The sequence below is a fragment of the Gordonia phosphorivorans genome (assembly GCF_042432625.1).
In the GTDB taxonomy this organism is placed as follows: Bacteria; Actinomycetota; Actinomycetes; order Mycobacteriales; family Mycobacteriaceae; genus Gordonia; species Gordonia phosphorivorans.
The window spans coordinates 123,374-137,126 of record NZ_JBHLWV010000013.1; the positions used below are offsets into that span (position 1 = coordinate 123,374).

Sequence of the window (13,753 nt, forward strand, 5' to 3'; positions counted from 1 at the left end):
AATCACACGACTCGGGGCGCGCGATCAGTCGACCGGATCCGGCAGGACGCGCAGGTGGCCGCGCCGACCGGGTCGGGGACCCGGCGCCGGTGCCGCCGGGGTGCTGCGACGATCGGCGCGGTGGCGCCCCGACGTCGAGTCGTCGACCTCGGCGCGCGGCGTGAACGACGGCATCGGCGGCAGCGAGGCCCGTCCCGCGCCACCGACTTCCCGCACCACGTCGGCGAGCGCCGTCAACTCTTGGTCCTCGGCGGGCTGGACGAACTCCCGCTCGCTGCGCAGCAGCTCCCAGCCGCGCGGCACCGTGATTCGATCGGCGTGCTCGGAACACAGGTCCCAGGAGTGGGGTTCGTCCGGACCGGCCAACGGGCCGATCACCGCGGTCGATTCCGCATACACGAAGGTCAGGGTCGCCACAGCGAGGCGCGAGCACCCGGGACGGCAGCACTGACGGGGAGGGTTCACACCGGCCAGCCTATCGCGCACGGCCGCCGCACCAGGCATCGACACGCAAACCGGCTGGCGGCACGCTGCTCGCACCCACGTTCGCCGGAGCCGGCCGGGGCCGATCGTCGGGCCCCGCGGCGCCGGACCGCCGGCACTAGACTGCCGGCATGCGCTTCTTTCCGGCCGATTCCGCCGAGCTTCTGCGTCCGCCGCGCCCGGCCCGCGACCGTCACGGGCGGGGCCTGCGCAGCCCGGTCCTGCCGCCGACGCTGCCGGCCTACATCACCCGCGCCGGCCTCTTCGACCGCGCCGCGATGGTCGCCTTCGCCGAGATCGATCGCCACTGGCACGAGCGCCTGACCGGCCTGGACCTCGCGGTGGACGAGATCCCCCGCATGTTGCCGCGCGACGCCGACACGGTGCAGTGGCCCGAGGAGGTCACCGCCGACGGACCGGTCCCGTTGGCCCGCCTGATCCCGGCCGGCGTGGACGCCGCCGGGAAGCCCACGCGCGCGCAGCTGATCCTGTTCCGCAAGCCGCTGGAGCTCCGCGCCCGGCACGACGACCTGCCCGAGATCCTGCGGGAAGTGCTGATCCAGCAGGTCGCGACCTACCTCGGCGTGGACGAGGAGACCATCGAACGCGGGCCGGAGGCCTGACGGCACGCAGAAGGGCCGGGCAGATCGGTGATCTGCCCGGCCCTTCGGCGAGGATGCTCGCGACGCGTCGGCGTCAGATGATGCCGCGCTTGAGGCGGCGTCGCTCCCGCTCGGACAGCCCGCCCCAGATACCGAAGCGCTCGTCGTTGCCGAGCGCGTACTCCAAGCATTCCGCCTTGACCTCGCAGCCGTGGCAGATGCGCTTGGCTTCGCGCGTGGAGCCGCCCTTCTCCGGGAAGAACGCTTCCGGATCGGTCTGGGCACACAGCGCCCGGTCTTGCCATTCGTCTTCGACCGCGTCGAAATAGGCGTCCAGTCCCCCGTGAATCAGCGACAGGTGGCTGCTGTCTCCGACGAAAACCGACGACGTCGAGCTATCGCGTGAATCACCGTTCCCCGCAAACGTCATTCGTCGCCTCCCTGCTCGATGATCAGTTCCGGTGTGTTCGTTGTGTGCTCTGCCCCCACCTCGGTCCCTGTCAAGGGTCCAACGGCAAGAATCACACTCCTGTGATTACACACGGAATCGGTCGCGCAGGTCAAGCGAACGGCGAAGTTCCCTTGATATCACCCGCGGCGGGCCCGTTCTGGGAAGTACCGCCGTATCGGGAGCATGTTCGGCGTGTCGCGCTCGGCGCGCGGTACCGCCCGCCCGACGGTTCGCGGGCCCGTCGCCCATCGTAGGGTGAACGCTGTGAAGGTCACGGTTCTGGTCGGGGGCGTCGGTGGCGCCCGGTTCCTGCAGGGTGTGCGCGAGGTCTTCGGACCCACCGCCTTTCCCGCCACTGACGACGGGCCGGGCGGCCCGCACCAGGTCACCGCGGTGGTCAACGTCGGCGACGACGCCTGGATGCACGGGGTGCGCATCTGCCCCGACCTGGACACCTGCATGTACACCCTCGGCGACGGCATCGACACCGAGCGCGGCTGGGGCCGCCGCGGCGAGACGTTCCATGCCAAGGAGGAACTGGCCGCCTACGGCGCCGATCCGGACTGGTTCGGGCTCGGCGACCGGGACCTGGCAACCCACCTGATCCGCACCCGCATGCTCGATGCCGGCTACCGGCTCTCCGACATCACCGCCGCGCTGTCCAAGCGCTGGCAGCCGGGCGTGCGCCTGCTGCCGGTCACCGACGACCGGCACGAGACGCACGTGCTGATCGACGCTCCCGGCGGCGAGCCCGGCGAGCGCGTGGCGATCCACTTCCAGGAATGGTGGGTGCGGCACCGCGCGCAGGTGCGAACCCACGGCTTCGTCCAGGTCGACGGCAACGCCGCCCCCGCGCCGGGCGTGCTCGATGCCCTCAGCGACGCCGACGTGATCCTGCTGGCGCCCAGCAATCCGGTGGTCTCGATCGGCGCCATCACCAGCGTCCCCGGCATCCGTTCCGCGCTGCGCAACACTGCCGCCCCGGTGGTCGGGATCAGCCCGGTGATCGACGACCGCCCGCTGCGCGGCATGGCCGACGAATGCCTGTCGGTACTCGGCGTGGACACCACCGCGCGCGCCATCGCCGAGCATTACGGCGCGCGCAGCGGCAACGGCCTGCTGGACGGCTGGCTGGTGGCCCCCGGCGACACCGCGGTCGCCGACCCCGTCCCCGGGATCGCCACCGCCGCCGCCCCGCTGCTGATGACCGACCCGTCGGCCACCGCGGCGATGGTGCGCGCGGCGTGCGCCCTGGTCGGAGTGCACCCGTGACCACCGCACCGGCCCACGACCACCGGGCGGCCGGGGCCGTGGAGATCCTGCCGGTCACCGGCCTGGGCGAATTCACCCCCGACAGCGACCTGGCCGCCGAGCTGCTCGCCGCCGCGCCGTGGATCGCCGACGGCGACGTCGTGGTGGTCACCAGCAAGGTGTTCTCCAAGATCGAGGGCCGCCTGGTCCCGGCCCCCGCAGATCCGGAGCTGCGCGACGCCCTGCGCCGCACGCTCATCGCCGACGAGGCGGTCCGTATCGTCGCCCGCCGCGACCAGCTGCTGATCACCGAGAATCGGCACGGCTTGGTGCAGGCCGCCGCGGGCATCGACGCCTCGAACGTGGCGACCGATCAGCTGGCCCTGCTGCCGGTCGACCCGGATGCCAGCGCCGCCGGGCTCCGCGCCGCGCTCGCCGAGCGGGGCCGCCGGGTCGCGGTCCTGGTGACCGACACGATGGGTCGTGCCTGGCGCGCGGGACAGACCGACGTGGCCATCGGCGCGGCGGGGATCGCTGTCCGGCACGCCTACGACGGCACCACCGACGCCTACGGCAACCTGCTGCGCGTCACCGACATCGCGGTGGCCGACGAACTGGCCGCCGCCGCCGATCTGGTCAAGGGGAAGGCCGCCGGGGTGCCGGTGGCGGTGATCCGCGGTCTGGCGCCGGTCGACGACGGCAGCGCGGCCCGCGACCTGGTGCGCGAGCCGGCGGCCGACCTGTTTCGCCTGGGCACCGACGACGCCCTCGCCGCGGGGCGGCTGGAAGCGCTCCTGACCCGGCGCTCGGTACGCGCCTTCGCCCCCGCCCCGGTGCCGCCGGCCGACATGCACGCCGCCTTCGCCGAGGCGCTCACCGCCCCGGCGCCGCACCACACGCACCCGGTGCGGTTCCTGTGGGTCCGCGACCCCGAGCGCCGCCGCGCGCTCCTGGACGCGATGGCCGAGGACTGGCGCGGCGATCTGACCGCCGACGGCAAGAGCGCCGACTCCATCGACAAGCGCGTCGCCCGCGGCCGAATCCTGTACGACGCACCCGAACTGGTGATTCCGGTCCTCACCGACGAGGGCATGCACGACTATCCGGACGCGCGCCGCACGACCGCCGAGAACACCATGTTCACCGTCGCCGCCGGCGCCGCGGTGGGCTACCTGCTGGTGGCCCTCTCGGTCCGCGGCGTCGGGAGCTGCTGGATCGGTTCGACGATCTTCGCCGCACCCACCGTGCGTCGGGTGCTGGACCTGCCGCAGGCGTGGGCGCCGCTGGGTGCCGTCGCCGTCGGGTACCCGCAGACTCCGAACGAGCTTCGCCCGGCCGCGGCGACCGAGGGATTGGTGATCGAGCTGTGACGACCACGCGAAGCCGGGCGGTGCTGACCGCATGGGACGCGCCCGACGCCGACCAGGATGCGCTGCGCCACACCTACCTGGCGTTCCTCGATGCGGCCGAGAATCCGTGTGAACGGGCCTGCGTTCCGGGTCATCTCACCGGTTCGGCGATCGTGTTCGACGCGACCGGGCGCCACGTGCTGTTGACGCTGCATCCGCGGGTCGGCAAGTGGGTGCAGCTCGGCGGGCACTGCGAGCCGGAGGACACCGGTATCGACGCCGCCGCGCTGCGCGAAGCGACCGAGGAGTCGGGTCTGAGCGGTCTGCGGCTGTCCCCGGAACCGGTGCACCTGCACACCCACCCGATCACGTGCTCGCTCGGACTGCCGACCCGCCACCTGGACGTCCGCTACGCCGCGGTCGCACCGGCCACCGCCGACGGCACGCCGCCGGCGCCCGTGCGCAGCAGCGAGTCGGTGGATCTGGCGTGGTGGCCCGTCGACGCCCTCCCGGACGGGGTGGATCTCGACTCGGTGCCGACCCTCATCGACTACGGCCGCGGCGCCCTGCGCCGGGCCGGGTTGATCCCGGACTAGCCGGTCGCCGGTCCGGCGCTCAGACCGTTTCGTTCTTGCCGACGGCGACGATGCCGCCGCTGCTGACGGTGAACCGCTCCCGGTCGGCCTCCAGGTCGACGCCGACCTGCCCGCCGTCGGGCACGTACACGTTCTTGTCGAGGATCGCGTTGCGCACCACGGCGTTCCGACCGACCCGGACGCCCGGCATCAGGACGCTGCCCTGGACCACCGCGCCCTCGTCGATCATCACGTCCACCGCCAGCACCGAATTGTGGACGGTGCCGCCGGAGACGATGCAGCCCGCCCCGACCATCGAGTCGTTGGCGCTGCCGCCGCGAATGAACTTGGCCGGCGGCAGATGCGAGGTCCCGCCGCGGATCGGCCAGCGTTCGTTGTAGAGGTTGAACGCGGGATTGGCCGACACCAGATCCATGTGCGCCTCGTAGAAGGCGTCGATGGTGCCGACGTCGCGCCAGTAGCCCCGATCGTCCGGGGTCTGGCCGGGCACCAGGTTGCTGTCGAAGTCGTAGACCCAGGCCTGCCCCAGCTCCACGAACGCCGGGATGATGTCCCCGCCCATGTCGTGATCGGAGTCGGGGTCGGCGGCATCCTTGCGGAGCATGTCCACCAGCGCCGCGGTGGAGAAGACGTAGTTGCCCATGGAGGCGAACGTGACGTCCGGGTCGTCGGGGGTGCCGGGCGGATCGCTCGGCTTCTCCACGAAGCTGGTGATCTTCCGGTCCGCGTCGGCGTCGATGCAGCCGAAGGCGATGGCCTCCTTGCGCGGCACGCGGATACCGGCGACGGTCACCGCGGCGCCGGTGGCGATGTGCTGCTCCACCATCTGCGCGGGATCCATGCGGTACACGTGGTCGGCGCCGAAGACCACGATGTAGTCGGGCTTGTCGTCGAAGATCAGGTTCATCGACTGGTAGATCGCGTCGGCGCTGCCGGTGTACCAGCGCGGCCCCAGACGCTGCTGCGCGGGCACCGGGGTGATGAACTCACCGTGGAACCCGGACGACCACCAGGTCTGCGAGATGTGTCGGTCCAGCGAATGCGACTTGTATTGGGTCAGCACGCAGATGCGCTCGTACCCGGCGTTCACCAGGTTCGACAGGACGAAATCGATCAGTCGGTAGGAACTACCGAAGGGCACAGCGGGCTTCGCCCGATCCTTGGTCAGCGGGTACAGCCGTTTCCCCTCGCCACCAGCGAGCACGATTCCAAGCACATGCGGTTGTGACCTCACGTGTCCAACATATCGCCAAGCGCGGACCTGCGGGCGGTCGGCGTCGACGATCACCGACCTTAGGCCTCGTTCGATCGGACCACGCGCGGGTGTTTTGCACCGATCAGGCGGGCGTCGCCGCGGCGACGGTCACCGTCACGTCGATGCCGACGTCGATCGTCGCGCGGTCCGCGGTGAGGACCCGCGCGGCGTGCCGCAGCTCGTCGTCGGTGCGGTGGAATCCGGCCGGGCCCATCCCGGCCAGATCGGCCAACAGCCCGGCGTCGAGCGGCGCCTGCGCGGTGACCGACTCGGTGTGGCGCACGTGCAGGCCGCCCGCGGTCAGCTCCTCGTGGAGGCGCTCGAGCTTGTCGGCGCCGATCTCCAGCATTCCCAGGTCGGCGCGCACCCGGTGCAGATGCCCGGGGTTGGGGGTCACCAGCAGCCAGCTGCCGCCCGGCGCCAGCATGCGGGCGGTCTCGGGCACGTTGCGCGGAGCGAACACCGACAGCACGGCGTCGGCCACCGCATCGGCCACCGGAACGGGTTCCCACAGATCGGCAACCACCGCGATGGCCCGCGGGTGCGCCCGCGCCACGGCGCGCGCACAGTACTTGGACAGATCCAGGCCGATGCCGACGGCTGCGGGGGCGGCGTCCAGGGCCGCGGCCAGATAGTGGCCGGTGCCCGCACCGGCGTCGACGATCACCGCGGCCTCCGGCGGTATCCGCCGGGCCAGCGCGCGTGCCATCGGGTCGAACAGACCCGCACCGAGCAGTCGGCGGCGCGCGGCGACCATGGTCGCGGTATCGCTGCGATGCCGGTTGCCCCGGCCGCTCAGCAGCGCCACATACCCTTGCCGTGCGCGATCGAAACGATGTGCGTGCGCACACCGCAGGCCCTGTTCGACGATGTCGAGGGCCGCTGAACAGACCGGGCAACGCAGGGCCTGAACCCCACGTTGCCCGATGTCAGAGGCGACGTCGGTCAGGCCACGACCTCGCGGAGGACCTCGCCGAGCGCGGCCGCTTCGTCATCGTTCAGTTCGACGACCAGACGACCTCCGCCGTCGATGGGAATGCGCACCACGATGCCGCGCCCCTCCTTGACCGCCTCCAAAGGACCGTCACCCATTCGGGGCTTCATCGCTGCCATTCTCGCGCTCCCTTCACAGACACACGTCAATCTGCGTCCATGATACGTGGCGCAGATCTCGTCACCGTCGCCGGGACGGGTCTACCTCCGGCAGCGGTCCGGTATCGGCGGCCGCCTCGTCCTCCTCGGCGCGCACCGTGAGGTCGTGCACCACCGCGCGCAGGTCGTCGAGCTCGCGCGCGAGCTTCTCCAGCGCCCAATCCACTTCTTGCGCTTGATATCCGCGCGTCACCTGCCGAAAGACCAGGGCACGCACGTCGTCGCCGGTGATCCCCGCGCGCGGCAGCCGGGTGAGGGTGGTCCCCTTCTCCAGCGGCGGCAGGTCCTCGCCGCGGCCGAACACGAACCAGACCACCGCGAAGACGACGGCCACCACCAGCGCCAGGCCGATGACGTACGCAGCGATGGTCAGCACGGTGCCACCCTACCGATCCCGGTCGGCGCCGGCGTCGAGCAACCGACGCACCGGCGGCCGGTCGGCCACGGTCAGTTCCGTCGTGAGCGGCGAGAACGTGCCGTCGACGCCGGGCACGAACTGCGTGAGCCCCACCCCGGAGTCCTCGATGCCGCAGCGCTGCAGCAGCGTGGCGATGATCTGACGGCTCATCACGGCGAGCTCGGAGAGCGGGCGGTTGCGGTGCGCGCGGGTGCCCAGGTTGACCTGACCGATCCCGGCCAGGCCGTAGCGGTCGTAGGTGTCGATCAGCAGCCCCACTTCGACGCCGTAACCGGCGGCGAAGGGCACCGAACTGAGCAGTTCCCGCGTCCCGGCGTACTCCCCGCCGAGCGGCTGAATCACTTCGCCCAGTTCGGGTTTCAGCGCGGTCAGCAGCGGCCGGGCCAGCAGCTCGGTCACGCGGCCGCCGCCGTCGGCGACCTGTGCACCGCCCGACCGGAGCGGTCGCCGGTAGTACCCCTTGACCAGGTGGATGTCCGGGTCCAGCAGCAGCGGCCCCAGCAGGCGGGGCACGAACATCGGGTCGGGGTCGATCAGGTCGGCGTCGACGAAGGCGATGAGGTCGCCGGTGGTGGCCGCCACCGACCGCCACAGCGCCTCGCCCTTGCCCGGGCGCGGGGGCAGGTCGGGGAAGACCTCGTCACGCGCCACCACGCGGGCGCCGGCCGCGCGGGCGATCGCCGCGGTGTCGTCGGTGGATCCGGAGTCCAGGACCACCAGTTCGTCGACGAGGGAGCCCACCAGATCCATGATCGAGGCCACCACCCCGGCCACCGCATCGGCCTCGTTGAGCGCGGGAAGCACCACCGAGACCGTCCGGTCGCCCTTGGCGGCCACGAGTTCGTCGACGGTCCAGGTGGGCCGATCCCAGGCATGCGTGTGCGACCAGGTGGCCTGCGCGCCCAGCGTCGTCGGCCCGGCAGCGTCCGCTACGGGAATGTCCTTGCTCATGCCAATCCTCTGACCGTCCGGGCAGGCGGTCGCGTGCCGGCTATCGAAGCGACCATGTCCAGCACGCGGCGAGTGTCGGCGACCTCGTGCACCCGAAACACACGCGCACCCGCTGCGGCGGCCAGAGCCGTCGCAGCCAGCGTACCGGCCACCCTTTCGTGCAGCTGAACACCCAGCGTCTCGCCGATGAAGTCCTTGTTGCTCAGCGCCATCAACACCGGCCAGCCGGTGTCGACGAGACGTTCCAGGTGCCGCAGCAGGGTCAGCCCGTGGTGGGTGTTCTTGCCGAAGTCGTGGGTCGGGTCGATGAGGATGCCGTCGCGGCGCACCCCGGCGTCGGCGGCCCGCTGCGCGGACGCGGTCAGCTCGTCGACCACTTCGCCGACGATGTCGGCATAGGCCACCCGGTGCGGGCGGGTCCGCACCACGGCCCCGCCGGTGTGCGAGCACACCAGCCCGGCGCCCAGGTCGGCCGCCACCGCCACCAGGTCCGGGTCGGCGCCGGCCCAGGTGTCGTTGATCAGGTCCGCACCGGCGGCGCACGCGGCCGCGGCCACCTCGCTGCGCCAGGTGTCGACGCTGATCAGCACGTCGGGGTGGCGCCGGCGGATCCAGGCGATCATCGGAACCACACGCGCGGCCTCGGCGGCCGCATCCACCTCGGCGCCGGGCCCGGCCTTCACCCCGCCGATGTCCACGATGTCCGCCCCCTCGGCGATCACCGTGTCGATCCGCGCCATGGCGGCGTCGTCGGTGAAGGTGCTGCCGGCGTCGTAGAACGAGTCCGGGGTGCGGTTGACGATCGCCATCACCAGGGCCCGATCGGTGGCGACCGGGCGTCCGCACAGGGTGCCGGAAGGCTCGGACAGGGTCATGCCTCCATCATGGGCCAGCGCCGTTTTCTCCGTCAGCGCGGGGCCTTGGCCGCGGCGACCTCCGCCGGGTACTCGGGATAGAACGGCACGTAACCCTCGGTCTTGCCGGCGAGCACCCACACCCGGTCGTCACCGGTGTCGGCGAAACCCTCCTCCCGCAATTCCACCTTGCGGTTCTTGAAGGTGGTGGTGGCCTCGATCTCCGAGACCTCCCGCAGGAACAGCGGCAGGGCGTACGCCGGCAGGTCCGCGTAGAGCCGGTCGGCGAGAGCCTTGCCGTCGATCGCCGCACCCGCGCGCACGGTGATCGCCGCCATGCCCGCGCGGCCGTCGCAGCCGTGGATCTCCACGCCGTAGACCACGGCCTGACCCACCGCGTCGTCACCGGCCACCGCGGCCTCCACCTCGGTGGTCGCCACGTTCTCGCCCTTCCACCGGAAGGTGTCGCCCAGCCGGTCGACGAAGGCGATGTGCAGGAAACCCTGCTGCCGCACCAGATCGCCGGAGTTGAAGTACGCGTCGCCGGGCTTGAAGGCGTCCCGGATCACCTTGCGTTCGGTCTCGGCGTCGTCGGTGTAGCCGTCCAGGGGCACGCGCGCGCTGATCTGGGCGATCAGCAGACCCGGCTCCCCCTTCGGCACCGGCCGCAGGCGGCCGTCGGCGTCGCGGCGGGGACTGCCGTCGGCGTCGTACTCGACCACCTTGTACGGCAGCGGACAGAAGCCGGCGGTGCGCTTGGCGTTGAAGGCGTTGACGAACGCCAGGTTCAGTTCGCTGGCCCCGTAGAACTCGACGATCCGGTCGATGCCGAAGCGCTGCGCGAACTCCTCCCAGATCTCCGGTCGCATCCCGTTGCCGACGATCACGCGTACCGCGTGTGCGCGGTCGACGGGCTTGGCCGGCTGCGCCAGCAGGTACCGGCAGAGTTCGCCGATGTAACAGAAGGCGGTGGCCCGATTGGCGATCACGTCGTCCCAGAATCGGCTGGCCGAGAACTTACGGCCGATCGCGATGCACGCGCCGCCGGCCAGCACGGCGCCGAGCGAGACCGACAGCGCGTTGTTGTGGTACATCGGCAGCGGGACGTAGAGGGTGTCGCTGGGCCGCAGCCGCACCGCGAGACCGCCGATGCCCGAGTAGTTGGCCAGCCAACGGTTGTGGCTCATCAGGCTGGCCTTCGGCAGGCCGGTGGTGCCGGAGGTGAAGATGTAGAAGGCGGTGGTCGAGGCCGGGAGGGTCGCGGTGACGGCCGGGTCGACGTCGGGCTTGTCGGCGGCGGCCTCCGCCAGCGCCGCGAAGTCCAGCACGTGCTCGGGGTGCCGCTCGGGGCTCATGGTCTCCCAGGCCGCCGTGCACCGCGGATCGCGGATCAGCACCTTGGCGTCGAGCAGCTTCATGCTGTGGTCGATCACCGCGCCGTGCTGGTTGTAGTTGAGCATGCCGGCCACCGCGCCCAGCTTGACCGCCGCCAGGATCACCAGCAGATCGGTGTCGCTGTTCTCGGCCAGGATCGCGACCACGTCACCGACGCCCACACCGCGCTCGGCGAGGACGGCGGCGTACCGGTTGACCTCCCGATTGGCCTCCCCGTAGGTCAGCGTCGACCCCTCGAAGCGGACGAAGGGACGATCGGGATGCTTGGCCGCCAGGTTCGCGAAGATGGAGCCGATCGTCTTGGTCATGTCGGGCGAACGCAGCACCATGCCGGGTGCGTGCCGCGCCATCGAGGGCAGGTCGGGCGCCATCTCGATCACGCCTTTGAGCAGGTCGGTGACGCCCACCCGGTTGCGTTCGAGGCCGGGACGCGGACTGGTCTGCTGTGGCATGGCGGGTGAGCTCTCTCTCGACGACGACGGGGAGTTCCGCTACCTTACCGCTGAGTCAGCTACGGCGAGCGCACCGGCCAGATCGGGCACCACGGTGAGTCGGTCCAGGGCGTGGCGGGCGACGAAACCGCGGGTGGCCAGGTCGTCCATCCACGCGAGCATCGGATCGTAGAAGCCCTCGTGGTTGAGCAGCGCGATCGGCTTGGTGTGCACGCCAAGGAAGCCGCCGGTCCACGTCTCGAAGAGCTCCTCCAACGTGCCGATCCCGCCGGGCAGGGTGATGAACCCGTCGGCGAGCTCGTCCATCAGGCGTTTGCGCTCGCGCATGGTGTCGGTGACGATCAGCTCGTCGGAGTCGGTGTCGGCCACCTCGGCGGCCATCAAGTGCTCGGGGATGATGCCGATGGTGTAGCCGCCCGCGGCCCGGGCGCCCTGCACCAGCGCACCCATCATGCCGACGTTGCCGCCGCCGGAGACCAGGGTCAGTCCGGCCTCGGCGATCGCCGCGCCGGTCGCCGTGGCCAGGTCGAGGTAGGTCTGATCCACCGGACCGGACGCGCAGTAGACGCAGATCGCGCTCATCGGACGCCCGAAGCGATGACCACGTCGACGGCTTCCTCCGGGGTGTCCACCACGGTGATCAGGTCCAGATCCTGCGGGCTGATCTTGGCGTCGGCCAGCAGCACCTGGCGCATCCAGTCCAGCAGCGGCCCCCAGAAGGCACGGCCGACCAGGACGATCGGGAAGCGCTTGACCTTGCCGGTCTGCACCAGGGTGAGCGCCTCGAAGAGTTCGTCGAGGGTGCCGACGCCGCCGGGCAGGCAGACGAAGGCCTGCGCGTACTTGACGAACATCGTCTTGCGGACGAAGAAGTACCGAAAGTGCATGCCCAGCGTGAGGTACGGGTTCAAGTGCTGCTCGAACGGCAGCTCGATGTTGAGCCCGATGGACTCCCCGCCGGCCAGGAACGCGCCCTTGTTGGTGGCCTCCATGGCGCCCGGGCCGCCGCCGGTGATGACCGCGTAGCCGGCCTCGACCAGCCGTCGCCCCACCTCGACGCCCATCTCGTATTCGGCACTGCCGGGCACCGAACGCGCGCTGCCGAAGACGGTCACCGCCTCGCTGACGTTCTCCAACGCGTCGAAGCCGGCCACGAACTCGGACTGGATGCGCAGCACGCGCCACGAGTCGCGGACGGTGCGCTCGAGGATCTTGGTGCTGTCGCGCGGATCGACCCATTCCAGCAGGTTCTCGTCACTGGTGACGTACTCGCTGTCCTCGTCCACCCGGACCTTCGCGGCTCCGGCGTACCGCACCTGCGTGCCCTCGATCGGCACGTCGTCCTCCAGCGGCTCGGGCCGCACATCGCTCATGGCTTCACGCTAGCAACAGCGCAGCCCCCACCCGGCGCTACGCGCGCAGGTACCCCCGCAGGAGATCGGTCACCTCGCGGATCTGGGTCAACGGCACGCGCTCGTCGGCGCGGTGGGCCAGGCTCGGGTCGCCCGGACCGAGGTTCACCGCGGGCACCCCGAGCGCGGCGAAGCGGGCCACGTCGGTCCACCCGAACTTGGCGCGGAACCGCCCGCCGGCCGCCGCCACCAGGGCCGCGGCCGCCGGATGGGCGAGCCCGGGCAGGGCCCCGGGCGCCGAGTCGGTGACCTCGGCGGTGAGCGTGCCGTCGGCCAGGTCGGCGGCGAAGACCTCGCGGACGTGCGCGAGGGCCTGCTCCGGGGTGCGGTCGGGCGCGAACCGGAAGTTCACGTCCAGGTGCGCGCCGTCGGGGATCACGTTGCCCGCCACTCCCCCGGCGACCGCGACCGCCGAGAGTCCTTCGCGGTACTCGCAGCCGTCGATGTCGACGCGCCGCGGCCGGTAGGCGGCCAGGGTCGTGAGCGCGCCGCCCAGTTTGTGGATGGCGTTCTCGCCCATCCACGCCCGGGCCGAGTGGGCCCGCGTGCCGGTGGCGGACAAGCGGACGCGCAGGGTGCCCTGGCACCCGGCCTCGATGAGGCCGCCGGTGGGCTCCCCCAGGATCGCGACGTCGCCGATCAGCCAGTCCGGCAGTTCCCGTTCGATCCGGCCCAGGCCGTTGAATTCGGCGGCGATCTCCTCGCAGTCGTAGAAGATCAGCGTGAGGTCGTGCCGCGGATCGTCGAGGGTGGCGGCCAGGTGCGCGAACACGGCCAGCCCCGACTTCATGTCGACGGTGCCGCAGCCGTGCAGCACCGCGCCTTCCTCGGCGGTGTCGGTGCGGCGCGACGGGACGTTGTCGACGATGGGCACGGTGTCCAGGTGCCCGGCCAGGATCACTCGGGAGTCCTTGCCGGCGTCGGTGCGCGCCAGCACGTTGTTCCCCAGGCGGACGATCTCGAAGCCGCGAGTCTGCGCGCGCAGCGCCGCGTGGACCGCGTCGGCGATCAGCGACTCGTCGCGGCTCACGCTCGGGATGTCCACCAGGGCCGCGGTCAGCTCGGCGGGATCGGCACGCAGGTTCAGCTCCGGAACACTCACCCGTCTCACTGTAACGAGCCCGCCGACGCG

Annotated in this window: 16 protein-coding genes; 4 read left to right on the top strand and 12 right to left on the bottom strand. The window is 71.2% G+C overall.

Annotation, left to right across the window (positions count from 1 at the left end):
- Positions 1-24: 24 nt before the first annotated feature.
- Entirely contained in the window at positions 25-465 is a 441-nt protein-coding gene (locus ACFFJD_RS05210; RefSeq protein ID WP_382361863.1) for a DUF3499 domain-containing protein, read from the bottom strand.
- Positions 466-614: 149 nt separating this feature from the next.
- On the opposite strand from ACFFJD_RS05210, the gene ACFFJD_RS05215 reads away from it, so the two are divergent.
- The gene (locus tag ACFFJD_RS05215; protein ID WP_382361865.1) at positions 615-1,106 is read left to right on the top strand and encodes a metallopeptidase family protein; all 492 of its coding nucleotides are present in this window, start codon (positions 615-617) and stop codon (positions 1,104-1,106) included.
- Between the two features lie 73 nt (positions 1,107-1,179).
- On the opposite strand, the gene ACFFJD_RS05220 is transcribed toward ACFFJD_RS05215, so the two are convergent.
- Entirely contained in the window at positions 1,180-1,515 is a 336-nt protein-coding gene (locus tag ACFFJD_RS05220; RefSeq protein WP_382361867.1) for a WhiB family transcriptional regulator, read from the bottom strand.
- Positions 1,516-1,800: 285 nt separating this feature from the next.
- Here ACFFJD_RS05220 and cofD point away from each other — a divergent pair, with 285 nt between their 5' ends.
- The 3 genes from cofD to ACFFJD_RS05235 are packed head-to-tail and all read left to right on the top strand — an operon-like array spanning position 1,801 to position 4,732.
- Positions 1,801-2,808 (top strand): 2-phospho-L-lactate transferase, encoded by a 1,008-nt coding sequence (gene cofD / locus ACFFJD_RS05225; protein WP_382361869.1) that lies wholly within the window; start codon positions 1,801-1,803, stop codon positions 2,806-2,808.
- On the top strand, positions 2,805-4,157 hold the full coding sequence (locus ACFFJD_RS05230) for a coenzyme F420-0:L-glutamate ligase (protein WP_382361871.1): 1,353 nt from the start codon (positions 2,805-2,807) through the stop codon (positions 4,155-4,157). The genes cofD and ACFFJD_RS05230 overlap by 4 nt, the downstream gene beginning before the upstream one ends.
- Positions 4,154-4,732, top strand: a complete 579-nt coding sequence (locus ACFFJD_RS05235; RefSeq protein WP_382361873.1) for an NUDIX hydrolase — start codon at positions 4,154-4,156, stop codon at positions 4,730-4,732. The genes ACFFJD_RS05230 and ACFFJD_RS05235 overlap by 4 nt, the downstream gene beginning before the upstream one ends.
- A gap of 19 nt (positions 4,733-4,751) precedes the next feature.
- Here ACFFJD_RS05235 and glgC read toward each other — a convergent pair whose 3' ends face one another.
- From glgC to dapE, 10 genes are all read right to left on the bottom strand, one after another.
- Positions 4,752-5,966, bottom strand: a complete 1,215-nt coding sequence (gene glgC / locus ACFFJD_RS05240) for a glucose-1-phosphate adenylyltransferase (RefSeq protein WP_382361875.1) — start codon at positions 5,964-5,966, stop codon at positions 4,752-4,754.
- 103 nt (positions 5,967-6,069) lie between these two features.
- Positions 6,070-6,936, bottom strand: coding sequence for a putative RNA methyltransferase (locus ACFFJD_RS05245; RefSeq protein ID WP_382361981.1), 867 nt, complete (start codon positions 6,934-6,936; stop codon positions 6,070-6,072).
- Positions 6,933-7,100, bottom strand: a complete 168-nt coding sequence (locus tag ACFFJD_RS05250; protein ID WP_382361877.1) for a DUF3117 domain-containing protein — start codon at positions 7,098-7,100, stop codon at positions 6,933-6,935. The genes ACFFJD_RS05245 and ACFFJD_RS05250 overlap by 4 nt, the downstream gene beginning before the upstream one ends.
- A 61-nt stretch (positions 7,101-7,161) precedes the next feature.
- On the bottom strand, positions 7,162-7,515 hold the full coding sequence (locus ACFFJD_RS05255; RefSeq protein WP_382361879.1) for a DivIVA domain-containing protein: 354 nt from the start codon (positions 7,513-7,515) through the stop codon (positions 7,162-7,164).
- A gap of 9 nt (positions 7,516-7,524) precedes the next feature.
- Entirely contained in the window at positions 7,525-8,508 is a 984-nt protein-coding gene (locus tag ACFFJD_RS05260; protein WP_382361881.1) for a glucosyl-3-phosphoglycerate synthase, read from the bottom strand.
- Positions 8,505-9,383: a dihydropteroate synthase gene (folP, locus tag ACFFJD_RS05265; protein WP_382361883.1), complete on the bottom strand. Its 879-nt coding sequence runs from the start codon at positions 9,381-9,383 to the stop codon at positions 8,505-8,507. Before folP ends, ACFFJD_RS05260 begins: the two co-directional genes overlap by 4 nt.
- Before the next feature lie 32 nt (positions 9,384-9,415).
- Positions 9,416-11,209, bottom strand: a complete 1,794-nt coding sequence (locus tag ACFFJD_RS05270) for a long-chain-acyl-CoA synthetase (protein ID WP_382361885.1) — start codon at positions 11,207-11,209, stop codon at positions 9,416-9,418.
- 39 nt (positions 11,210-11,248) lie between these two features.
- Positions 11,249-11,791: an LOG family protein gene (locus ACFFJD_RS05275; RefSeq protein ID WP_382361886.1), complete on the bottom strand. Its 543-nt coding sequence runs from the start codon at positions 11,789-11,791 to the stop codon at positions 11,249-11,251.
- The gene (locus ACFFJD_RS05280) at positions 11,788-12,582 is read right to left on the bottom strand and encodes an LOG family protein (protein ID WP_382361888.1); all 795 of its coding nucleotides are present in this window, start codon (positions 12,580-12,582) and stop codon (positions 11,788-11,790) included. Before ACFFJD_RS05280 ends, ACFFJD_RS05275 begins: the two co-directional genes overlap by 4 nt.
- A 37-nt stretch (positions 12,583-12,619) precedes the next feature.
- A complete protein-coding gene (gene dapE, locus ACFFJD_RS05285) occupies positions 12,620-13,723 on the bottom strand; it encodes a succinyl-diaminopimelate desuccinylase (RefSeq protein WP_382361890.1) in 1,104 nt (367 codons plus the stop codon).
- Positions 13,724-13,753 lie beyond the last annotated feature (30 nt).